General features: G+C 40.8%; 20 protein-coding genes. 3 read left to right on the top strand and 17 right to left on the bottom strand.

The annotated features are described in order from the left end of the window. Positions 1-9: 9 nt before the first annotated feature. The 16 genes from MHH44_RS01865 to MHH44_RS01790 form a co-directional block, all read right to left on the bottom strand. Positions 10-1,428: an FAD-dependent oxidoreductase gene (locus MHH44_RS01865; RefSeq protein WP_340797623.1), complete on the bottom strand. Its 1,419-nt coding sequence runs from the start codon at positions 1,426-1,428 to the stop codon at positions 10-12. A gap of 22 nt (positions 1,429-1,450) precedes the next feature. Next, entirely contained in the window at positions 1,451-2,314 is an 864-nt protein-coding gene (locus MHH44_RS01860; RefSeq protein ID WP_340797622.1) for an isocitrate lyase/PEP mutase family protein, read from the bottom strand. A 14-nt stretch (positions 2,315-2,328) separates the two neighbouring features. Beyond that, positions 2,329-3,114, bottom strand: a complete 786-nt coding sequence (locus tag MHH44_RS01855; RefSeq protein ID WP_340797621.1) for an FAD synthetase family protein — start codon at positions 3,112-3,114, stop codon at positions 2,329-2,331. A 56-nt stretch (positions 3,115-3,170) separates the two neighbouring features. After that, on the bottom strand, positions 3,171-4,121 hold the full coding sequence (locus tag MHH44_RS01850) for a VOC family protein (protein ID WP_014824964.1): 951 nt from the start codon (positions 4,119-4,121) through the stop codon (positions 3,171-3,173). Between the two features lie 132 nt (positions 4,122-4,253). Further along, positions 4,254-5,204 carry an SMP-30/gluconolactonase/LRE family protein gene (locus MHH44_RS01845; RefSeq protein ID WP_340797620.1) on the bottom strand — a complete coding sequence of 317 codons (951 nt, stop codon included), beginning with the start codon at positions 5,202-5,204 and terminating at the stop codon, positions 4,254-4,256. 133 nt (positions 5,205-5,337) lie between these two features. Then, positions 5,338-6,333 carry a 4-hydroxy-2-oxovalerate aldolase gene (dmpG, locus tag MHH44_RS01840; protein WP_008407967.1) on the bottom strand — a complete coding sequence of 332 codons (996 nt, stop codon included), beginning with the start codon at positions 6,331-6,333 and terminating at the stop codon, positions 5,338-5,340. Continuing rightward, entirely contained in the window at positions 6,330-7,217 is an 888-nt protein-coding gene (locus tag MHH44_RS01835; protein ID WP_340797619.1) for an acetaldehyde dehydrogenase (acetylating), read from the bottom strand. Before MHH44_RS01835 ends, dmpG begins: the two co-directional genes overlap by 4 nt. A gap of 17 nt (positions 7,218-7,234) precedes the next feature. Next, positions 7,235-8,005 (bottom strand): 2-keto-4-pentenoate hydratase, encoded by a 771-nt coding sequence (locus tag MHH44_RS01830; protein WP_340797618.1) that lies wholly within the window; start codon positions 8,003-8,005, stop codon positions 7,235-7,237. A 14-nt stretch (positions 8,006-8,019) separates the two neighbouring features. Further along, positions 8,020-8,496 (bottom strand): flavin reductase family protein, encoded by a 477-nt coding sequence (locus tag MHH44_RS01825; RefSeq protein ID WP_340799475.1) that lies wholly within the window; start codon positions 8,494-8,496, stop codon positions 8,020-8,022. A 70-nt stretch (positions 8,497-8,566) separates the two neighbouring features. Then, positions 8,567-9,520 (bottom strand): VOC family protein, encoded by a 954-nt coding sequence (locus MHH44_RS01820; RefSeq protein ID WP_008407963.1) that lies wholly within the window; start codon positions 9,518-9,520, stop codon positions 8,567-8,569. A gap of 33 nt (positions 9,521-9,553) precedes the next feature. Continuing rightward, entirely contained in the window at positions 9,554-10,762 is a 1,209-nt protein-coding gene (locus MHH44_RS01815; protein WP_340797617.1) for an acyl-CoA dehydrogenase family protein, read from the bottom strand. A 20-nt stretch (positions 10,763-10,782) separates the two neighbouring features. Continuing rightward, positions 10,783-11,640, bottom strand: coding sequence for an alpha/beta fold hydrolase (locus MHH44_RS01810; RefSeq protein WP_340797616.1), 858 nt, complete (start codon positions 11,638-11,640; stop codon positions 10,783-10,785). Between the two features lie 13 nt (positions 11,641-11,653). Next, entirely contained in the window at positions 11,654-13,138 is a 1,485-nt protein-coding gene (gene tcuA, locus MHH44_RS01805; protein WP_340799474.1) for an FAD-dependent tricarballylate dehydrogenase TcuA, read from the bottom strand. A 68-nt stretch (positions 13,139-13,206) separates the two neighbouring features. Beyond that, positions 13,207-14,061 (bottom strand): alpha/beta fold hydrolase, encoded by an 855-nt coding sequence (locus MHH44_RS01800; protein WP_008407959.1) that lies wholly within the window; start codon positions 14,059-14,061, stop codon positions 13,207-13,209. Between the two features lie 11 nt (positions 14,062-14,072). Beyond that, positions 14,073-15,065, bottom strand: coding sequence for a VOC family protein (locus MHH44_RS01795; protein ID WP_014824974.1), 993 nt, complete (start codon positions 15,063-15,065; stop codon positions 14,073-14,075). Between the two features lie 101 nt (positions 15,066-15,166). Further along, on the bottom strand, positions 15,167-16,366 hold the full coding sequence (locus MHH44_RS01790) for an acyl-CoA dehydrogenase family protein (protein ID WP_039967394.1): 1,200 nt from the start codon (positions 16,364-16,366) through the stop codon (positions 15,167-15,169). A 449-nt stretch (positions 16,367-16,815) separates the two neighbouring features. On the opposite strand from MHH44_RS01790, the gene MHH44_RS01785 reads away from it, so the two are divergent. From MHH44_RS01785 to MHH44_RS01775, 3 genes are all read left to right on the top strand, one after another. Then, entirely contained in the window at positions 16,816-18,642 is a 1,827-nt protein-coding gene (locus MHH44_RS01785; protein ID WP_008407954.1) for a helix-turn-helix domain-containing protein, read from the top strand. 275 nt (positions 18,643-18,917) lie between these two features. Next, a complete protein-coding gene (locus MHH44_RS01780; protein WP_340797615.1) occupies positions 18,918-20,126 on the top strand; it encodes an MFS transporter in 1,209 nt (402 codons plus the stop codon). Positions 20,127-20,295: 169 nt separating this feature from the next. Next, entirely contained in the window at positions 20,296-21,258 is a 963-nt protein-coding gene (locus MHH44_RS01775) for a fumarylacetoacetate hydrolase family protein (RefSeq protein WP_340797614.1), read from the top strand. Between the two features lie 47 nt (positions 21,259-21,305). On the opposite strand, the gene MHH44_RS01770 is transcribed toward MHH44_RS01775, so the two are convergent. Then, positions 21,306-23,153 (bottom strand): SLC13 family permease, encoded by a 1,848-nt coding sequence (locus MHH44_RS01770; RefSeq protein ID WP_340797613.1) that lies wholly within the window; start codon positions 23,151-23,153, stop codon positions 21,306-21,308. Between the last annotated feature and the right edge of the window lie 202 nt (positions 23,154-23,355).

Genomic DNA, 23,355 nt, shown 5'->3' with positions numbered 1-23,355 from the left:
TGAACCTCCCTATTGATACGACTTTTCTTTTTCCCCGATATACCGCACTGCATCATGCCCTGCTCGGCGACCGAAGACTAAGCAACGCAGTACCGATGTACCACCCGGGTATTTGCCGTAGTAAACACCCGAAGTTTCGCCTACAGCATATAGACCAGGAATCGCTACTTCATCACCCGTTAGGACACGCCCATTTAAATCTGTAGCTAACCCGCCATTCGTAAATACGTTGCAGCAAATAATCGGATACGCAATAAACGGACCTTCGTTAATCGGAATAGACCAGTTCGATTTGTTTAATGCCAAGCCAGTTGTTGCAAGCCCATCGACCCGGTTGTAGATAAATTCACCTGTCGGGCAAGCTGCATTAAATTCATCAATTGTGTGCTTTAAGTTTTCTGCATTCACACCGATCTGATTTGCGATATCTTCAATCGTTTCTCCGATGATTGCCGGAATATCGGTTTGCAGTGCCTCTTCATAATTCGGGATGTTATACATTTTTTGATCGGTAATCATGTAAGCAATATGGTCTTCACATTCGTAAAAAATTTTGCGTGCTACTTCTTCATACTGTTCATCAATTGTTGTAACCCCTTCGTCTGTAAAGCGTTTCCCCTGCTTATTCACGAGGATGGCATACGGGAACAACATGACGCCCGCTTCTTCGCGTTTACTGCGCGGGTCTACTGTTTCAGCATGGAAAGCATCAAACTGCCCTTTTCCGGCAGCACCGATATTTAACGCCATGCGGATTGCCTCGCCTTTATTAAACAGGCCACCTTCAGAGACCGGCGGAATTTTATGTGCATCCCGTCCGATATACTGTGCCATCATTTCTTTGTTCCCTTGGAAACCACCTGCACCTAAAATGACCGCATTTGTTTTCAGAACGATGGATGTCCCGTCAGCCATACGTACTTTGATGCCATTGATCGCCCCATCACCATCGAGCGTTAAATCCCATGCTGTTGTTTCATAAATAATTTCCACACCTAAAGCACGTGCTCGTAAAGTGAGGGCATCGATAATGGCACGTCCTCCACCAACCGGTAACAGGCGCGGTTTGGATGCAGTCAAAAACATTGTGGGAAGAAAATCAAAATCAACACCTTTCGACTCTACCCAACGTAATGTTTCTCCCGCTTCATCACGTAATGTTTCGGCATATGCACGATCCATAAATGAATCAGAAAATGTGACCATATCTTCAACGATGCCATCTGCCGGCTTATCGATATTTTCCATTCGCATATAAGCAGCCGTCCAGCGTGTATTTCCACCACGCTGTTCAAAAGGTGCACGCTCTAAAATAGCAATCGTTAAGTTTTCATTTTGATCCTTCGCTTGTTCAGCTGCAGCTAATGCAGACGCTGTTCCAGCTGCACCGCAACCAACAATGACTAAATCATAGTCCACTCCACTCATATCTACACCATCTTTCAGAATATTAAGAATATTGTTTTTCCAGTTGTTGAATTTCTTTTAACTTAAACAATTCTTGGCGTTGTTCCCATGTGCAAATGACATCATGAATGTTTTCCTGACTTTCATCCCGCATTAAAATTTGCATTGCATCGGTAGCACCTTTAATCGCACCGCGTAAAGCCGAGTTGGCACACAGCATAATCTGGAAGCCTAAATTTTGCGCTTCCTGACGTGATACTAAAGGCGTTTTACCACCTTCTACAAGATTAATAATATGCGGGATACCAGGTACCTCTTTTGTAATACGGGACAATTGCTCATACGTAGTTGGCGCTTCCACAAAAATTGCATGTGCACCTGCCTCTTTATAAGCATTTGCTCGTTCAATTGCTTCATCGAAACCAAGGACACCTAACGCATCCGTACGCGCAATGATCGCTAGCTGATCATCTGTACGTGCATCAAGAGCAGCTTTAATTTTGCCGACCATTTCATCCTTTGATATTACTTCTTTCCCGTTGAAATGACCGCATTTTTTCGGCATGACCTGGTCTTCAATCTGCAATGCAGCTGCACCAGCTTTTTCCAGTACCTTTACTGTTCGCTGCATATTGATGGCGTTGCCGAAGCCTGTATCGGCATCAACGACAATCGGAACCGTTGTCACTTCACTCATCCAGGAAACAACCTGGGCGATTTCCGTTAAAGTCGTCAGTCCGACATCCGCCCAGCCAAGCTGCGCATTTGAAATGCCGGCTCCTGTTGCATAAATGGCCTTAAACCCGGTTTCTTCGATAATGCGGGCCGTCATTGCATCAAAGGCGCCCGGTAATATAAATGTGTCTTTACTTGTTAATAACTGTTGAAACATCTCTGTTTTTTTCAAGTTTAACCAGCCTCTCAACTAATTTCTTGGTATTTTTGGGTTGCGCGTTGATGAAAGTAAATCGAACAGTCATCAATATTTAAATCATGGTAAAAAATAATATCCTCGGTATTCTTCACATACACTTTTTGCGAGATAGCGCGCTTGCCTGCTAAAATCGTGACATAGTATTCTCCGCATTGAGGAAGTGTATAGTAATCGTGTAATCCGTTTTTCATCGAATATTGGACGCTGTACGGCTTTCCTAATAACGCTGTTACTTCTTCGACATAGCCCCGTTTCAATTTTTCCCGAATGCATGTCGAGCTCACCTTTTTACCTGAAATGGAAAAACGCTTCACAATATCGACTATAATTTTGCAATCACTGTCAGAGTAAATCGTAGCAGTCGTACCGGCTCCTCTAACTCCGTACGTATAGTCAAAACCTGCTACAGCATACTGCACTTGAAGCCCCACTAAATATTGCTGTACAAATTGCTTCGGCTGAAGAGCAGCAAACGATTTCGTAAAATCCACAATATAGAACAAATCGACACCTAATGATTGAAAGCGTTCGGCCTTTTTCTCCATCGGCATTAAATAGTCCACTTCTTCATTTGAAAAGACCGTTTTCGGATGGGGGAAAAAACTCATCACAGCCAATTTCAAGCCATTTTTCCGGGCTTTTTTTCGGGCTGCTAAAATTACTTCCTGATGGCCTTTATGCACACCATCAAAAAATCCTAATGCCATTACTGCCGGTTCGCTATTTTGCTGGACAATCGGTAGATTAATTTCATTTACGAGAATTATTTTCATGCTTCTTCACAACCTCTCTAAGATGGCGTAATTTAGTGGTTTATGCTTTTTAGGCCTTACCTTGCTTCAATCGTAATATTGTTTAATTCTTTATCCTGCACACTGTCGCCCCAATATGTATTGCTTAAGGCACGTTCTTCCAATGTCCACTCAACCGGTTCCCAATCTGGTTCAAAAATCAGGTAACCCCCCGAAAATAATTCCACACGGCAACCACTTCCCGGATCCATTACATATAAATAGATCGCCTGAGATACACCGTGTTTACCTGGACCGATAAATGGCAGATTATTTTCTTTTAAAATATCTGCAGCACGTAAAATATCCTGTGTATCATCAAGCCAGTAAGAAATATGATGGAGTCGGGCTGGTGTTGGAAGCGTTTCCTTTTTTATCATCGCCACATCATGCACAAGTGGTGTCACACTCATCCAGCCGGCCAATATACCGTCATCGCCACGTACATACTCACGCATATTGAAACCGAGCACTTCCATTAAAAATTCATAGGATTCATCTACATCTGTCGTCGTATGAATGTTTACATGATCAAATCGACGAGGCGAAATCCCTTTATTCCATGATTTATATACTTGGTTTTTTAGAATCGAAGCTTTATCTGATGCAGCCTTAGATTTTTCAACCTCATAATAAAGTTCAAATGTATGTCCGCTTGGTAATTGAAAACGGATCGAATCACCGATGCCCGGTGTTGTGCCTTTTGGATATTCCTGAACAGCTATCCCTTGCTCGTCTAAAAGTCCTTTGAATCCTAGAACACAGTCAGCTGTTTTTGTACGCCAGCCAATATGCTTTACGTGAGCATTTTCACCGGCTTCAATGCTCAATGTATGGTGCTGGAAATCACTGTAAGCACGTAGATAGTGAACACCGTCAATTTCCGTTGTTTCTTCCAAACCAATAATCTCTTTAAAGAAAACTAATGACTTTTCCAAATCTGTTGACACTAAAGCAACATGGCCTAATTTAGCGATTTCTGGTGCCACTGTAATTCCCCCTCAAACTGATGGATATGAATAACTTCTTATTGTTTTCAATGTTACAAAATGTACTTTTTGATATCTAGGAAACTTTTATTCAGAAAAATCTAACTTTTAGTAAAAAATTATTGAATTTTACTAATCGTTTCCGCTGCTCGCCAACATAAACTCGTAAGGTAATACACCTGTCGTTTTTAACGGAAACTGCAGTAAATAGCCTGCTAGCGGCTCTTCTTTTATACGCGCTTCCGGCAAAGATTCATAAGCTGTTGTTACAAATAAGTTGTCCAAATTTTTCCCGCCGATTGTGCAGGAAGTGACATGGGAGACGGGTATGATAAATTCTTCTTTGATCTGCTGGTCTTGTGGATTAATACATACCACACGGGTTTGTTCCTTACTTGTTTTTGCCATAAGACCGCTTTTAAATAATGTTACATACAAATTACCTTCACTATCGATCGTCATACCGGCCGGATATCCTTCGACCATTTTGAACGTGTAAACAACTTTTTCAAAAAGCAGCTGTCCCTTTTCTGTTAATTCATATTGAAAGATTGCATGCTTCGACGAATCAATGTGATAAAATTTATTTGTTTTGCGATCCCATTCCAAACCATTTGATATCGCTACTTTCGATAGATGCGTCTGAATTTCGCCTTCTGCATCAACGGAAATTAATTTCGCATTTTCGAATGGATAGTTAGAAAATGCAGTTTGCGGTGTTTCTTTAAACTTTTTAAAAAAACCGTCTGAAGAGCCCACCCATAGTCGTCCATCTGGTCCACATTTAGAATCATTTAAAAAATGTAATTCAGACAGATCTGGCGGCAAAACAAACGGTTTTTTCAGGCCTAATTTAAAATTGATTAAATAGAGGCCGTCTTTATAAACTCCAATAAACTGACCATCTGCTGTCGGGATGATTGATTGAATCCAGCCCATTGCATCATACACATCTTCTTTTTCCGTTTCCGGGTTAAAAGTTATGATTTTTTTATTCGCAATATCGAGCCAAACCACACCGTATGCCTGATGCCAGATTGGGCCATCTGCAAATTTCGCGCGGTATTTCCCACAAATCTTCATGCGCTCACCTTCTTTATCTATAAAAGTATTTAAAAATAGTTGATGAATAAAAAGCTACCTCATTTATATTAAGGTAGCATTCAACATTATTGGTTTATTTCATTTATCATCGTAATATCAACAGAGCTTTTCATTATTTCCGCAAACTCTGTGCCACTTCGTAAATTAAATCTTCCTGTCCGCCGACTGTTTTACGGCGTCCCAGCTCAACTAAAATATCGCGTTCATCTACACCGAATTGTTTGGAAGCTTTTTCTGTATGGAGTAAGAAGCTAGAATACACGCCTGCATAACCCATAATTAAGCTCGAACCTGAAATTTCCTGCGGACGCGGTAAAATAGGTGCGACGATGTCATTTGCGACATCGATAATATTGTACAGATCAACACCTGTTTGAATGCCCATCCGCTGCAATACAGCAACCAATACTTCGGTTTGCGTATTGCCGCTGCCTGCCCCCAATGCACGCAACGATCCGTCAATATAAGTAGCGCCCGCTTCAATTGCTGCCAAAGAATTGGCCATCGCCAGTGACATATTATTATGTGCGTGAAAGCCGATTTCACAGCCGATGTTTTCTTTCAGTGCCCGAATACGTTCCGTGACTTGGTCTGGTAAAAGGTAACCTGCTGAATCCGTCACATATACGATTTCAGCACCGTAGCTTTCAAATAATTTTGCCTGCTCGACAATGACACTTGTCGGCGCCATATGTGCCATCATTAAAAACCCGGCAGTTTTCAGTCCCAATTCACGACTATAGGCAATATGCTGTGCTGAAATATCGGCTTCTGTCACATGTGTTGCAACACGTGCCATTTTTGCGCCTGCATTCACGGCATTTTTTAAATCATCCTTAATCCCGATGCCGGGAATAAGTAAGACAGCTACTTTTGAATCGGTACATTCATTGGCAGCTGCTTCGATTAACTTCAGTTCGTCTACAGCAGATAGACCGTACTGCAAGCTCGATCCGCCTAACCCATCACCATGTGCGACTTCAAAATACTCTACTCCTGCCTGATTTAATCCTCTGGCAATATCTCGTACTTGCTGCTCGGAATATTGATGCTTCATGGAGTGACTGCCGTCTCGTAACGATACATCTAAAATATGAATGTCTCTCATCGCACAACCGCTCCTTGCGCTATTAGATTTTTGGCTAATTCATTTGCTACACGTGCAGCAGCTGCCGTCATAATGTCCAAATTTCCTGAATAAGGCGGGAAGAAATCGCCAATCCCTTCCACTTCTAATAGAACTGATACTTTATTGCCTTCAAAAATTGGTTCACCGCATAAACGATAGCCCGGGACGTATGTTTTTACTTCTTCAATCATCTCTTTTATAGAAGCGCGGATTTCTTCTTCTTTCCCAGTCTCGGCTACGAGCGCATGGACGGTATCACGCATCATAATTGGTGGTTCTGCAGGATTTAAAATGATAATTGCTTTCCCTTTTTTCGCACCGCCGACCACTTCGATTGCATTTGCCGTTGTCCGTGTAAATTCATCGATATTTGCACGTGTTCCCGGGCCCGCACTTTTACTTGCGACTGTTGCGACGATTTCGGCATAGTCAACAGGCACAACACGGGAAATCGCTGCCACAACCGGAATCGTTGCCTGACCGCCACACGTTACCATGTTGACATTGTCTTTTTCAAAGTGCTCACTCAAATTTACTGGCGGAACAGTGAATGGCCCTATTGCTGCCGGCGTTAAATCAATCATCTTTTTACCTGCAGCTTTAATTACCTCGTAGTTTTCTCTGTGAGCATAGGCACTCGTCGCATCAAAAACGATATCAACTAGATCTAACTGTGATTTAAATCCTTCAATACCATTTCCGATTGCTATATAGCCACGTTCACGTGCACGTGCCAAACCTTCTGATTGCGGATCAATACCAACCATGACCGCCATTTCCAGTGCATCACAACGCTCAATTTTATACATTAAATCCGTACCGATATTCCCTGAACCGATGATGCCTACTTTTAATTTCGTCAATTTGCTCACCTCAATCCTTAATCTGTAAATCGTACTTTTAGCTGTCCATACTTACCGAAATCAATTTCAAACTCGTCATTCACTTCGAAAAATACTGCTGCTGTAATTGCGCCTGCTAAAATGAATTGACCTGCTTTCAGTGAGATATCATATTCACTTAACACATTGGCAAGCCAGGCAATTGCTTTCGCCGGGTTCCCCATTACTGCGCTGCTCACACCTTGATCAATCACTTCGCCATTTTTCTTCACGACTATCGGAATGTTCGCGAGCTCTTCAAAAGATGGTAAATCAGATGGTGTGCCAATAATTGCCCCGGCAGAAGAACCATTATCCGCTACCGTATCTTCAAATTTAAATTTCCAGTCCATAATGCGACTATCGATGATTTCAATTGCTGGTGCAATCGCTTTTGTTGCTTGTAATACTTGTTCAACAGTCACATTCGGCCCTTTTAAATCTTCCTTTAACAAAAAAGCAATTTCGAACTCTACTTTCGGTTGAATAAATTGTGATTTCGAAATGGTACTGTTATTTTCATATACCATCGTGCTCAAAATATGGCCAAAATCAGGTGTATCTACATTAAACATTTTTTGCATGACTTCGCTCGTTAATCCAACCTTCATGCCCACCAATTCAGCTTCCTTCAATTTCTCCTTAATTTGTAACAGCTGAATATGATAAGCGTCGTCAACTGAAATATCAGTTGACGACGTGAAAGGTTCAATTGGCTGTTTCGAACGTTCAGCAGTTAATAAGGCACTTGCAGCTTGTTGAATATCCAATTTGAATCCCCCTGTTATACAGTTATTGTTTCTAATGAACGGTAATTGCCCGCGTAGAATAATAATGGCTCTTTCGAATCATCTAGCTTAATATCCCGTACTTTGCCGATGAATAATGTGTGATCACCTTCGACATACTCCGATACAACATCACAGCTGATCTGTGCGATGGCCCCTTGTAAAACCGGTACCCCTGCTAAACGCTCGAAAGTTACCTCTACTACTTCATCTTTCTTTTGACCGGCAAAAACCATTGAATAATCTTGTTGATCTTCAGCTAAAATATTTACACCGAAAATGCCGCTCTCTTTAATTTTTGGCAGGCAGCGTGCCTTTTCTCCGATTGAAATTACAACCAGTTTCGGCTCTAAAGAAACAGACATGAATGCATTCGCTGTCATACCATGCTCTTGTTTATCGTGCTCTGTTGTAATGACGGTAACACCTGTCGCAAACTTACCCATCGCATTTCTAAATAAACGATCATCCATCATAATGAAGCCTCCTCTGTAAATATTTTATTTTCACTTCGTAAACTATCCGCTTTGCTGCGAGACACTTTTACGCTTTAATTGTCGGGTTATTTTCAGGGTTATTGTCCATTTGATCGCCCCAATAAGTGAAACCTAAGCTCATCTCATCTAATGTCCAACGAATTGGCTCCCAATCCGGCTCGAAAATTAAATAGCCGTTTGTGAAGATTTCCAGACGAACTCCACTACCAGGGTCAATTGCATAAATGTACATTGCCTGTGAAATACCGTGTTTTCCTGGACCTTTAAACTCAATACCGTTTTCCTTTAAAATATCCGCTGCACGTAATAAATCCTGTGCATTATCCAGCCAGTATGAAATATGGTGTACTTCGTGTGTAGATGCGGAATGCGGATCAAAGCTAAATGCAATGTCGTGTACAAGTGGTGTTACACTTAACCATGCGCCTAAATAGCTGCCGTCCGGTGCTTCCACATATTCACGTAAGTTAAAGCCTAAGTGTTGTATCATAAAATCTGAAAATTCATTTGCCGGTATAGAGCTTAATAGATTCACATGGTCAATACGACGCGGTGATACTCCTCTATTCCATGATTTATGCGTCTGATTTTTTAATACAGAACGTGTTTCCGGTGCAGCTAATGTTTTTTCCATATCAAAATAGATTTCAAATGTATGTTTACTAGGAAGCTGGAAGCGGAATGCTTTTCCTTGACCTCTTTCCGTGCCTTCCTCTACCCAATTGATTTCGATTCCTTCTTTTTGCAGATTTTCAGCAAAAGCATCTACATCTTCAGGACGTTTTGTACGCCATGCAATATGATCAAGGCGAGACTCTTCACCAGCACGAAGCGTTAATGTATGGTGCTCGAAGTCACCCCATGCACGTAAATAGTGAACACCGTCTGCTTCTTCTGTTTCTTCAAGACCAATTACTTCTTTAAAAAACCAAAGTGATTTTTCTAAATCTGTACTTACTAAACCAAAGTGGCCAAGTTTTGAAATTTCCGGATTTGTCATAGTGCATTCCCCTTTTTTTGATTATTTATTTATCTATGCGAAATATGTGTTTGGCTCTAGATCGACCATTAAACGTCCATGTGTTTCAAGTAAGCTTGACGGTGTAATGAATGCGTGTAAATGCATCGTAATAAAGTCGCGGTAAAACGCCTGGAATACGTTGCTATTGTAAGCAAATACCGAACCTGATCCCGCAAGCATCAAATCATACGCTTCCTTACATAATTGGTTGGCATAGCCGTACTGTGCCTTAATGCGAATACTCACTTTTTGCGTAAATTCTTTGCCGCTCGTTGAATATTCGTCCAAAATTTTAATCGCATTTTCGAATAACGATCTTGCGCACTCCAACTTCAGATCGATTTCCGCTATTTGTAAATGTGTCAGCGGGGCATCTGACATTTTGTTGTAGAATGTATTGCCGATCCCTGCTTTATTCACACGTTCCATATGGACATCAAATCCGCCAAGAGCTGTGCCTAATACCGGTGCTGCAATTGATAATGTCAGTGACGGTACGAATGGTGTACGGTATAACGGATTGTCTTTTAATTCATCGATCATATAATGACGCTGCTGAGCTAAGCGGTCTAATGAAATGCGGTGATCCGGGACAAACACTTCCTTAATGACAATACTGTTACTGCCGGACCCTTTTAAACCGACTACATCCCAGTCGTCCAAAACCGTTACATCCTCACGAGGTACGATTAAAATCGCCATTTCGATTCCGCCATTGCCATCGTCAACCGGTGCGCCACAGTAGAACCAGTCAGCATACGGAGCACCCGATACGAAAGGCCACTGTGCGTCTTTAATGAAGTAACCGCCATCAACTTTTTCAATATCGATACGGATCGGTTTGAAGTTACCTGCTAAAATCACATCATTATCACGGTTTGGCCCAAAAATCTCTGCTAGCGCTTTTTCGCCGTATACATAGGAAATCATGTAATCGCGAATATTGCTTAACGCTGTGAACCATCCGGCAGACGGATTTCCGCGACTGATTTCAGTTACGACATCAAAATAGTTTTGCATGCTTGTTTCATGTCCACCGAAAATTTTTGGTCGTAAAACTTTCAATAATCCTTTTTCACGCATTTCCTGAATGATTTCATCTGGAATTTGGCTGTTTTTATCAATTTCCAATGTTGCTTCACGTAATTTCGGTATGAGCTGGCGAGCGTTCTCAACAAGCATTTCGCTTACAGATAATGTACTTACTACTGATTCTCCCATGATATAGCCCCCTTATATGATTAAGAATGTACTTCTTTTTTATCCTTTGTGAAAAAGTGCTTTGTCGCGTGTAAAAATTCTTCACGCTGTTCGATCATTGCCCAGTGACCGCATCTTTTTAAGATGTGCAGCTCTGCATTTGGTAAATGTTCCAGCGCATAAAGACTGCTTTGTACTGGCACGAAACGATCGTGGTAGCCATGGATTAATAAAAATTCATTTTGCATACGCTCCAGTGCCGTTTGCGGAATTTGGAATTCTATCATTGTTGAACGTGTAAAGTTTTCACGGTATGAACGTTGGATCTCCGGACGTTGGAATGCTTCCCAACGCGCCTCTACTACTTGGTCTACAAAGTCCTGCATACGATCCAGGTCATAGACGAACCAGCTCAGTAAGTTGCGCAAGTTTTCTTTTGTCGGGTCTAAATGGAAGTTTGCCAGTTTTGACAGTTCCGGTGTTGGCTGTGATAACGAGACACCTGCACCCATCAGAACAATTTTATTGAAGCGCTCTGGAGCAGCCATGTTCAAATATGTTGCTACAACGCCGCCTAAAGAGTTCCCAATCAGATTTGCTTTTTCAATGTTCAGCTCATCCATTAAGTCGAGTACTTGCTTCACGCGTACCGACATCCATTGGACGCCGTTTTCCGGATATTCTTCCGGATGGTCCGTGTTGCCGAAACCGAATAGATCAAGGGCAACTACATGGAAATCTTCCGCATATTCATCGATGACAAATTGCCAGTTCGCTTTACCATTTGCTCCAGGGCCAGATCCGTGGATTAAAATAACCACATCTTTATTTCCGATGCCGCCCTCCATAATAAATGTTTCGTAATCGCCTGTTTTTACTTTGCGCTCAATAATAGTCATAATAACTTCCTCCCTAAACCGTCATTTTTTGTTGGCTATACTTTGCGGCATGTTCCCCAGCAATGCGTCCAAATACTGCACCGGAAGTCAAGCCGGCACCACCCGGATAATTGTCATAATACAAACCGCCGACAATTTCACCTGCTGCATACAAGCCATCTATCGTTGTGAAATCATTATGAATGACTTCCGCTTTTTTCGAGATTTTCAAACCGCCGTACGTAAATGTAATACCGCACCCGATGGCATACGCTTCAAATGGACCTTCTTCAATCGGGTTTGCCCAATTGGATTTTGGAACGTCCAAGCCACTAGTTGCTTTGCCGTCCAATATATTCGGATTGAATGCTGTATCGCGGCTGACCGCTGCATTAAATGCATGAACTTCCTGCATGAAACGGTTTTTGTTGATACCGTCCATCTTTTCCGCTAATTGTTCCAGCGTTGGCGCGGACACTTTTGACACGTGACGCCCTTCATATTCTTCCCGAAGGAAAGGTTTTGTTTTTGCATCGAAAATTTGCCATGCACACTGTCCCGGCTGCTTTAATATTTCACGTCCAAGCTTTGCGTACGTATAATTCCGGAAATCGGAGCCTTCATCTATAAAGCGTTTGCCTTCATTATTGACTAGGATGCCAAATGGATAGCTTAATTTTTGGAAGCCTTCTTTATAATCCGGCAAATAACGGTCGCCTCCAACCGCGTGTGCACCAGACCAGTTTCCTGTTGTGCGGGCTCCGAGCTGCATTGCCATTCGCAAGCCATCTCCCACGTTATATTTACATCCGCGCGTATGAACAGTATCCCAACCAGGTCCTAAATATTTCGTTCGCATTTCCACATTTGCATGGAAGCCGCCGCTTGCCAGTACAATCGCCTGACAATCAATCTGGCGTTCTTCACCGGCATGACGGACGATAATCCCTTTTACTTTGCGCTGTTCCGTTAACAGATCAACAGCCGCCGTATTGTAATGGATTGTAATACCTAAACGATTGGCTTCATTATGTAACGCATCAACTAAGCCTTTTCCGCCGCCGACTGCTTCGATGACCATGTTGCCCCAAAATTTGAATTTTCCGTCTATTTTATATGCCTGCCGACCATAGATCGGGATGAATTTAATATTGTGATTGAGTAACCATTGCATCGTTTCAAAGCTTTTGTCGGTCATGACCGATGTTAAATCGTAATCTGTACGAAAGTTCGCCATTGTGCATACGTCATCAAAAAACTGTTCGCTTGGATAGCTGCCGAAATCCGTCATCGCAAATTCCTCGTCCGTCATATCCGGTAGCAATTGCCTAACCTCTTCACCATCTTTAAAAGCAAAGCGAATTGATCCGTGCGTATATGTCGTATTGCCACCTTTTTCTTCTTCAGAGGAAATTTCCAGTACCGTTACTTTCGCGCCATGTTCTGCTGCCGAAATGGCCGCGCATAACGCAGCATTTCCGGCACCTACTACGACGATATCTGCTTGTTCATTTAACATTTTCAAATCACTTCCACTTCATTTTGTAAGCGCTTTATTATCATTCAGCGGAAAACACTCAGAAAGACTTAAATTTTACGGTTGAAGAATTGTTGAATTAAATAATTGAACGACTCTTTTTTCTCGATTTGTGTCCAGTGACCGCATTGAGGGAATACATGCAATTGTGCGTTTGGAATATGTTCTGCTAAATAATAGCTTGATTCGATTGAGCATACTTTATCGTTTTGACCATGGATTAATAAAATCTGATTGCCGATGCGGTTTAACGCTACGACTGGAATCGGTACAGCTGCCGTCGAGAAAATCGAGTTATTTGAGCGCTTTACTTCTTCTCGCATCGCATTGGCATAGCGTGCATCTGTTAAACCGTCAATAACCGGTTGCATCGCATCCTTGTCGTAAACGAACCAGCCCATAATTTGCTGTAGGCGTTTTTTAGAAGGATTGTCATAGAACGATTTTGCGCGTGCCAACTCTAAGCTTAGTTTCGTATTAGGTGTGCCGCCTGGACCCATTAATACAACGCGGTCAAAACGTTCAGGATATTCAAGCAACAGTTCTAGCGCAATGGAACAGCCTAACGAGTTCCCTACTACATGGGCTTTTTCGATTTCATAGTAATCTAGCAGCTCAATTAATTGCTCTACCCAGCAATCCATCCACAATTGGCGATTCTTAAGCGGTTCATCCGGATGATCACTATCGGCAAAGCCGTATAGGTCAGGTGCTAAACAGTGGAAGTCATTCCCACAGTCATTTAAAGCATAACTCCAGTTGGCGATTGACGTTACACCAGGACCTGAACCGTGTAAAAATAAGATCGTTTCATTTGTCTTTGAACCTGCCTCATGGACAAATGATGTATATTTACCTGTTTTCACGTGACCTGATTTAATTTTCACTTCATTTGCTACTGTCATTTTCCATCCTCCTATACTTCTAATGCTGGAACTGCTTTTGTCTCTTTAATCCCTGTGGCATCAATTGTTGGCACGATAAGCGGATTACCTGTAATGCTGTCCCCCCAATAAGTGTTTCCAAATGCACGTTCTTCGGGACGCCATACGATTGTTTCCCAGTCTGGCTCGAAAATTAAATAACCGCCTGTAAACAGTTCCACTCTGCAACCACTTCCAGGATCAATTACATATAAGTAAATTGCTTGTGAAATGCTATGTTTTCCAGGTCCTATAATTTGCAGTCCGTGCTCCTTGCAAATATCCGCAGCTCGCAGTAAATCGCCTGAGTTATCTTGCCAGTAAGAAATGTGATGGAATCGCGCTGTTGTTTCAAGTTTTTCATGAGATACTAAAGCGACATCATGTACTAATGGTGTTACACTCATCCAGCCGGCTAAAATATCCCCTTCTTCTGTTTCAACGCATTCATTGATCCGGAAACCAAGTTCTTCCGTGAAGAATTTATAAGTGACACTTGAATCCGCATCCGTATGAATATTAACGTGGTCAAGACGTCGAGGAGAAGCGCCCTTGTTGTATGATTTATAAGTTTGGTTTTTCAGAACAGAGCGACGGCTTTCTTCCACAACCGGTTTTTCAATATCATAGTAAAGCTCCAGCCGATGACCCGATGGTGCCGTAAAACGGATTGCTTCACCGATTCCTGGTGTTGTCCAAGCGGCGATATGCTCAATTTCATAACCTTTGCCGCCTAATTGATCCGCAAATAAAGCAACATCCTCTCTGCGCTTTGTACGGAAACCGATATGGGTTACTCGACCTGCTTCACCTGGCGCAATGGACAGTGTATGGTGTTGGAAGTCTCCCCACGCCCGTAAATAATACGTATCTCCAATCTGTTCTGTTAGCTCAAGGCCGATAACATCTTGGAAAAAATGCAATGATGCTTCCACATTCGAAGACTGTAATGCGACATACCCTAATTTTGCTATTGCTTGTTTCATTCACTTAGCCCCCTTACTTAAAAGTAACTGTACTTTACTTCACAACTATCAAACTACAAGAAAACTTTTTTGTTTTTTCTGAAAAATCCGTAAATATTTACTTAATAACGAATTTGATTTGGCTGTAAACCTGCTAATTGTCTGCCATAGTTTTCTCTCGTAATAACCGGTGACAATGAACGGTGGGAGTTTAATGTTAAGAAATCACGAAGGAGACGTTGCATCGGGCTCGCATCATACACAAAGCCGGATCCGCTCGCTCTTAAAATTGCCTGAACCGCGTCATTCAGCATTTCATTTGCGTAGCCAATATCCGCCAACGCTTTCAGACGTAAATCTTTTGGCATAATCTCCCCTTTTGCTGCCCACTCATCAATCGATTTTGCTAAATTCATAAAGTAAAGTTCAGCAGTTTCTACTTTTAACTCGGCTGTTGCTAATAAATGATGTGTGCTCGCCGCATCTTTAATCATTTTCACACCCATATGCTGAGCGGTACGATAAGGCAATGATTGTTTAAAATTATCGAGCATCTCTTTTACAACACCTAGACCTGGTAAACCTAAAGATAAAATTAAACATGGGAATAATGCAGAATTATATAACGGAATATCGCGTAAATGCGGTGACTGGAAATCTCCGTCTAAAATTTTCACAAATGATGTAACACGGTGTTCCGGTACGAAGACGTTTTTCATTCTCACAGCATTACTGCCCGTTCCACGAAGACCTAGTGTGTGCCAGTCATCTTCAATTTCCAGTACATCAAATGGCACTGTCATTAACAGCTGCTCTAAAATGTTGTCGTTCTCATCTTTTGTATACATGCCAAAGTAACCCCACGTCGCATGCAGTGAACCAGAACAGAACATCCAGTGACCTTCCTCTACAAGGTAACCGCCTTCCACTTTACGGACCGTACAAGATCGTGGTTCGTAAACACCCGCAAATAATACATCTTGCGGATTGTCAGAGAAAATTTCCAAGTGTGCCTTTTCATTGAATGATTCCGCCACCATAATATCGCGTATCGCACATAGAGAAGCAATCCATCCAGTTGAAGCACATGCTTTCGATAGTTCAATAATGACCTGGCTGTAAGTTTCGACACTTGCCTGCAAACCGCCGTATCGTTCCGGACGTAAAATATACATTAAGCCAGAATCTTTCAATTCCTGCATTGTCGCTTCTGGTATTCTTCTAATCTCCTCTGTTTCCTTAACACGTTTACGAACATTCGCTGCAATCTCCTGCATTTTATTCATTACTTCAATTTGTCTTTCTGTAAGCGCTGTCGTCATCATTTCAACTCCTTATATTTGTTAAATCCAATATTACGGTTTTAAATTTCGAATAATATGGTGAATATCTATGGAATTTACAATCAAATATAAGTAAAAATTAACGAATCTTGATCAGACAGCAAACGTCCACTCGTATAAAAAATACGGTTTTTATGGATTGTGCAAATCTTTTTGTTTCATCTTTATGGAAAACGATTTTCAAATTAAAATAAACGTTTTTCTGTATAAAGCCACTTTCCAACATAATAATTCCCTTTAGTTATATTACAAAAAGCAGGAATAACAGACCAAATTTAAGTTTTTTATAGAAAATAATATTAAGTTGGAAATAGTAATTTCTTTACTAATTTTCAATAAATATTAAAAAGTATCTTCTCATTTCTATGTAAAGTATGGTATGTTTCATTTTAAAATAGATAATATTCCGAATATTCAGGAGGTTTAAAATGGCTGGCTCATCTTATGTAGATAAAGCGTTGTATACTACTACTAATACATTTGGAATTTTAAGGAAGGAACTGATTGAAAGCTTAGGCCTGGAATACGCAAAATTTTTTTTACAGCGTTATGGCTGGAATATCGGTATTACTCATGCCAAAGAAGTTGATTATTTACCACTCACATTAACCGAAAAATTAAATAGTGCTGTCGGATACCACCTTGCATCCGGGCAAATTACGGATCTTCTTTCAGAAAGAGTCTTACACTTAAACCCTGATGATACGGTGAAGTATATGTACGCTAAAGGAATTTGGGTAAATTCTTATGAAGTTGAAGAACACCTGAAACATTTCAGTCAAAGTGATTCCTGTATTTGCCATACACTGGCCGGTTATTCAAGTGGCTATACCTCTTATTTAACGAAAAAAGAAGTATATATTGTAGAAATGACGTGCCGTGCCAAGGGCGATGAACATTGTGCATTTGAAATGCGCATGTTGGAGCACTGGGATCCCGAAACTCAAGCCGACTTAAGGAAAATTAGTCAGACACGTATGATTGATGATTTGAACAAAACATATATGGAGCTTTTCGAAGAGAAGAAACATACAGAAAAAGTATCAACTTTCCATAACAACCTAACACTTGGTATTTCACAAGGAATGCACATCGACCAGATTTTAGAAACAATTTACAATACGCTGAACATACCTGCTATCGTACAGGACTTAAGCTTTAATACACATCACTCGATTGGGATGACACAGGAACAGCTGGAATTTATTAAAGAGGATTTTATTCAGCAAATGCCCCAAACAAAGTCAGGAAAAATTTTAATTCAGCCAATCGACCCTATGCAGCCAAGTCAGGTAGATTGTCCGAATCATACGCGGCTAATTAGTCCGATTATCGTACAGAAGCAAATTATTGGCTATATTTCCTTCATCTATTTTTCGAAGGATACAAATTATAAAGAAGAAATGCATTATTTACAACGCTCAGCCGTTTCCATCTCCCTCTGCTATTTAAATGAAAAATCGAGTCTGGAAGCGACTGAAAATATTAAAGCATACTTTTTTGAACAGTTACTTCAGCAGCAGTATACTTCTAAGAAAAGTATGATCAGCCGCAGTTACCTCCTACAAATTGATCTAAATGAAGATTTTTATATCGGCAATCTTGGCGTCTCCAAAAAGGGGATACCTGTTCATGAAGCTTCCACTATTTCTAAAATTATTCAGTCCGTCATCGTCTATTTGGAAATGCATCAAACATCGATTTTCATTACAGAATTCCAGGATGAAATTGTATTTCTGTTCCCTAAAAAGGATGATACCGAGGATATTTATCAAAATATATTGAAGCACTTACAGCGTAAATTCAGAAATTATGATTTCCGCATTGGTTTAAGCCGCGTAATTAATGATATTGATGACATTGCGGAAGCACATCGACAGGCAATTTCGTCGTTAAATATCAATAAGCGAGATACAATCGTATATTTTGAAAATACGAATATACTTGGCTCATTAATTAACCATCAAAACAGCGATATTATTGTGAAATTGGCCCAACGTGAGCTGGATCCTATTTTGTCATTAAAACCAAATAAAAGAGACGAATTTTTGAAGACTTTATACACATTTTTAAATCATAACGGAAACCTTAATCTGACGATGGTTGACTTGAATTTATCGATGAGCGGGCTTGTTTACCGTATTCAAAAAATTGAGGAACTGCTTGACCGGAACCTGCGCAGCTCAAAAAACCTTTTTGAATTAATTCTTTTAATAGAGTCGTTAATCGTTCTAGGTGAAATTGAAATAGAATAACCGAATTTCTAGTACAAAACAGCGGAATTTCCGTAGTTTTGTACTTTTTTTATTAATTGTTAATTTCATACGCCAAAAGCTGATTCAGCCAACAATATTTTTCCGGTATTTAACAATTTTTGTTTAATTAGAAAATACTTTTCCGTAAATTATTATCGTTCCTGTGAAAGGGCTTACATGATAATATCTGAATATTCAATCGATCGAGGGGGGGTATTTTGCACAACATGCTGTGTTTTTAAGTTCCAAATAAATAAAAAATTAGGGGGTATTTCATGTTTCCAACATCCAACAGAGGTTTTTTAAAGTTTTTAATTGTCCTGATTGCCTTCCAAGACGTAGCTGCTGGTGTAGCTGGATCGATTATGGCAGACCTTATTGTAGCCTTCCCGGAGTTCAGCCCTACTACTGTTATGTTAATTGCGACAATACCCGGGTTGCTTCAAATTTTCCCTTCCCTTTTCTATGGTAAGCTAGCGAATAAATTTTCAAAACGTGCATTATTAACGACCGGGTTAATCTTATTCATCATTGGCGGAATCATGCCATTCTTCTTAAGCAATCTATTCGCAATTATTGTTTTCCGTGGTATTTTAGGCCTTGGTGTTGGTATCACTTTACCTTTATCCATTGATATTATTACTGGTTTCTTTGATGGCCGTGAACGTGATTTCCTGATCGGATTCGGTACATCGACAATCGCATGTGTTGGTGCAATCTTCTTCCAAGTAGTTGGTGGTATGCTGGCAGACTCTTATGGTTGGAATTATGGATTCCTAGTGTACTTATTCCCTATTTGGATTTTAGCTATTACGTTCATGTTTTTACCGGAACCGAAAAAACAGGATGTACCAAACGCGTCAATTAAAGATGTTTTATTTAAAGCACCTAAAACAGTTTACGGCTTTACAATTGGACAGATCATTTTTTCAGCATTCATTTTTGGCTATGTAACAAATATATCAATCATTATTCAAACTGAAGGTTTAGGAAATGCGACGGAAGCTGGTTTGGCAATATCGCTCTTTACAACAGGTACATTAATAACAGGCTTCATCTTCGGCAGATTGCGTTCTATGTTGCCAAACATGATCGTACCACTAGGTGTACTGTTAACAGCTACGGGTATTTTATGGTGTTCTGCAGTAGGTAGTCTAACGATGATCTTTGTAGCAAGTGTACTTGGCGGCATGGGCTTGGGAATCGTTCTACCCGGCGTATTAGCACGTGTATCGGAGTTATCTAACTTGGCAAAAGGGATTTCCTATGTCGGTATCGCTGCTGCCGGTCAAGGTTTGGGCGGTATTGTGAGCCCTTACATGTTTGCCACTCTTTTAGGTATTTTTGGCTTAGAAGGCGGGCGTTCTACTTTACTTGTATCTTCTATCGGTCTGTTTATTTTAGCCATTGTCTGGGCGGTTATTGCAACAAAAAAATCACCCCTTCCCATTCATGAAAGTGAAGGTCAGACTGAAGTTGCTTAGCCTATTAAAAGGCTGTTCCTATGAGTTTACCTCATAGTTGAACAGCCTTTGTTTTATTTTTTCATAAGTTTTTATTGATTTCCCCATATAAATCCCTAAATTAACAACTAACTATTTTTTACTTTTTTAATTACAATTACGGTACTTCACTATTTTAGGAGGGCTTTCAATGGGAATTAAATTAGTACGCTTTCAGCAAGATGATGCGATTCAATGGGGTGTTTTAGAGGATGAACTTTATGTAGTCAATGGTTCTTACCGAACATTACGGGATATTTTAACAACGGGCATGGAGAATGTTGTTACTGCCAAACAAACAGGTCAAATCGTCAATCAATCTGACATTACCATTCTTTCGCCTGTAACAGATGATGCAAATATTTACTGTCAGGGTACAAACTACAGCGCACACCGTGTGGAAGCCGGTTTTTCACAGCAAAAGCCGCCATATAATCTACTATTTACTAAGGCACCAAGTACGTTAACTTCTGCAACAGCAAATATCGTATGCCCTGCACATGTTCGCTTACTCGACTATGAAATTGAGCTAGGCATTATTATGAAGCAGGATGTAACGGAAGCGGTTGTAGTGACGGATCATAATTTAAAAGATTATATAGCAGGTTTCGTTATTACGAATGACGTTTCCGCACGGGATGTACAAATCGTTGAACAACAATGGTTTAAAGGAAAAAGCTACCGCGGCTTCTGCCCTACTGGACCGTATATTTATTTACTGGAAGACGGCGAAATTGATTATTTAGAAAGGCTAGAGCTCCATTTATCTGTAAATGGTGAAACGCGCCAACAGGTGAAAACAGATCAGCTATTGTTTAAACCGACTGAAACATTAACCGAAATGTCGAGTATTTTTGATTTGAAAACTGGTGACCTTGTTTTAACAGGTACTCCTGCTGGTGTAGGTCTACGTCTGAATGCTGAGATTTTAGGAATCATTTATGATAACTCCATCCCTTATGAAGAAAAAATAGAGGCGTTCTACAATTCTCAAAAAGATAACGGCTATTTACAGCCTGGTGATGTGATGCGCCTTGAAATTAAAAGTGAAGATGGTGTCATTGATTTAGGCGTACAGGAAAATAAAATTGTACAGGCTGTTACAATAAAATAAAGAGGTATTTGAATGACAATCCCATTCAAATACCTCCTTTATACCGACTAAAATGGAAACAGCAACGGTACTGCAATCATCATGACGATAAACATAATAACCTGTAATGGAACACCGACTTTGACGAAATCCATAAATTTATAGCCGCCCGCTGTTAATACAAGAGAGTTTGTCGGAGATGCAATCGGTGTCGCAAATGCCATACTCGCAGCAGTTGCTACCCCTATCATAAATGTATACGGGTTCGCATCCATAGCAAGTGCTGCAGTGATGGCAATCGGCGAAAACAGTACCGCTGTCGCAGTATTACTAACAAATTGCCCGAAAACAACTGTTAATAAATAAATCCCCATCAATACACCATATGATCCGAAATCTCCGAGCAAACTGATAATCCCTTCCGCGAGAATCGTCATTCCCCCTGTCTTCTCGAGTGCTGTCGCCATCGGAAGCATTGCCGCTACGAGCACAATACTTTCAAAGTTCATTTTGCTGTAAGCATCATCCATATTGCGCAGACAGCCTGTAATAATCATAAGAACGGCCCCGATTAATACAGCAATTACGGCGTCAAACACTTCAAATACCATGAGTCCGATCATCAGCAGCATGATGATACCAGCAATCGGAGCCTTTCCGTTTGCTGCAATTGCTCCCGCTAACTCGCGTGGCTGCCCCACTACGACAACATCATGCGTTTCTCGGGACAACAGCTCGATTTCATCCCATGTTCCCTGCACTAAAATCGCATCTCCAAAACGCAGCTTCTGGTCGGCCATGTTTTTCAATAAGTAGTCACCTTTACGGTTGATTCCCAGAATATTTAAATTGTACTTTTCACGGAACCCGATTTTACTGACAGATTCCTTAATAAGACGTGACTGCGGTGTTAGCAATACTTCCGCTACACCAATTTTTTTCGTGACGAGCTCTTTTGCATGATCTTCGAACGGCTGAACCGTCAACGCAAAATCATGGGCAAACCGTGCTACATCATCGGCAAAACCTTGAACATACAATTCATCTCCTATATGAATAACACTATTCGGACCCGCAAGTTCCTGGTACGTCATCGGCCGTAAATTAAGCCCTTCCTGCACAGCACCGTGTTTTATTTTCATAATATAAATATGATAGGTTGCCGGAAGTTTCAAATCAGCAAGCTTTTGTTCCGAAATGGTCGAATGCTCGCTTACGACTACGCGGAACAATTTATCATGTATATCATATTCCTTGGCAATTTTTTTGGGAGAAAGCTTATACCCCGCACTTGATTGCGAACGGTTATCCTCATTCGGCAACAGCACATTGCGTACTAATACTAAATAGATAATGACGGTAATCGTTGCGATAATTCCGATTGGAGTTATCGTAAAAAACCCTAGTTTTTCAAAGCCGTGATCAACGAGTGTTTGCGAAGCAATCAGGTTTGTCGGCGATGCAATTAATGTCATCAGCCCCGACATGCTCGCAATGTACGAAAGCGGCATTAAAAATTTGGACGGGCTTACTTTGATGCTGATTGCTATCGAAACTACAATCGGCAGCATTAATGCAACCGTACCTGTATTGCTCATAAACGCCCCGACAATTGCGACAATGACAAGAAGCAAAATGAAGAGACGGAGCTCATTATCCCCCGACCATTTCAAAAGAAGGTTTCCTGCCATTCCTGCAAGACCCGTCCTTAAAATACCTGCCCCGACAACAAATAGTCCTGCTATCATAATGACGACAGAATTCGAAAACCCTGCCAGCGCTTCAGCGGGAGTCAAAATATTTAATATGACAAATGATAATAACGCCATTACTGCGACAAGATCTGCCCGCAATCGATTCGTCGTAAATAGAAGAATCGTAACTGCTAAAATAATAAAAGTTAATGTTAGTTGCATGCTTATGTCCTTTCGTAAAGTAATTGCCTCTACTATATAGGTAATAATAGAAGAACTACCCATATTTGTCGATAAACAAATAAGAAGTGATTATTGACCAAAAATGCGGAGCAATCTTTATCTTTCTAAGCTGGAAAAAGGTATAATTTACTAGAAAACTATATTGTCGGAATTTTCATTAATGTCCATATATAATAACCAG

It is taken from the genome of Solibacillus sp. FSL K6-1126 (assembly GCF_038003445.1).
Classification (GTDB): Bacteria; Bacillota; Bacilli; order Bacillales_A; family Planococcaceae; genus Solibacillus; species Solibacillus silvestris.
Note: the sequence above shows the minus strand (reverse complement) of the source record. Positions and strands in the feature narration are given on the sequence as shown.

Excerpts from the sequence above, each read along its gene's own strand:
- MHH44_RS01865 (WP_340797623.1), bottom strand. The coding sequence starts at position 1,428 with ATGAGTGGAGTGGACTATGATTTAGTCATTGTTGGTTGCGGTGCAGCT.
- MHH44_RS01855 (WP_340797621.1), bottom strand. The coding sequence starts at position 3,114 with ATGAAAATAATTCTCGTAAATGAAATTAATCTACCGATTGTCCAGCAA.
- MHH44_RS01845 (WP_340797620.1), bottom strand. The coding sequence starts at position 5,204 with ATGAAGATTTGTGGGAAATACCGCGCGAAATTTGCAGATGGCCCAATC.
- dmpG (WP_008407967.1), bottom strand. The coding sequence starts at position 6,333 with ATGAGAGACATTCATATTTTAGATGTATCGTTACGAGACGGCAGTCAC.
- MHH44_RS01825 (WP_340799475.1), bottom strand. The coding sequence starts at position 8,496 with ATGGATGATCGTTTATTTAGAAATGCGATGGGTAAGTTTGCGACAGGT.
- MHH44_RS01820 (WP_008407963.1), bottom strand. The coding sequence starts at position 9,520 with ATGACAAATCCGGAAATTTCAAAACTTGGCCACTTTGGTTTAGTAAGT.
- MHH44_RS01815 (WP_340797617.1), bottom strand. The coding sequence starts at position 10,762 with ATGGGAGAATCAGTAGTAAGTACATTATCTGTAAGCGAAATGCTTGTT.
- MHH44_RS01810 (WP_340797616.1), bottom strand. The coding sequence starts at position 11,640 with ATGACTATTATTGAGCGCAAAGTAAAAACAGGCGATTACGAAACATTT.
- tcuA (WP_340799474.1), bottom strand. The coding sequence starts at position 13,138 with ATGTTAAATGAACAAGCAGATATCGTCGTAGTAGGTGCCGGAAATGCT.
- MHH44_RS01800 (WP_008407959.1), bottom strand. The coding sequence starts at position 14,061 with ATGACAGTAGCAAATGAAGTGAAAATTAAATCAGGTCACGTGAAAACA.
- MHH44_RS01795 (WP_014824974.1), bottom strand. The coding sequence starts at position 15,065 with ATGAAACAAGCAATAGCAAAATTAGGGTATGTCGCATTACAGTCTTCG.
- MHH44_RS01790 (WP_039967394.1), bottom strand. The coding sequence starts at position 16,366 with ATGACGACAGCGCTTACAGAAAGACAAATTGAAGTAATGAATAAAATG.
- MHH44_RS01785 (WP_008407954.1), top strand. The coding sequence starts at position 16,816 with ATGGCTGGCTCATCTTATGTAGATAAAGCGTTGTATACTACTACTAAT.
- MHH44_RS01780 (WP_340797615.1), top strand. The coding sequence starts at position 18,918 with ATGTTTCCAACATCCAACAGAGGTTTTTTAAAGTTTTTAATTGTCCTG.
- MHH44_RS01775 (WP_340797614.1), top strand. The coding sequence starts at position 20,296 with ATGGGAATTAAATTAGTACGCTTTCAGCAAGATGATGCGATTCAATGG.
- MHH44_RS01770 (WP_340797613.1), bottom strand. The coding sequence starts at position 23,153 with ATGCAACTAACATTAACTTTTATTATTTTAGCAGTTACGATTCTTCTA.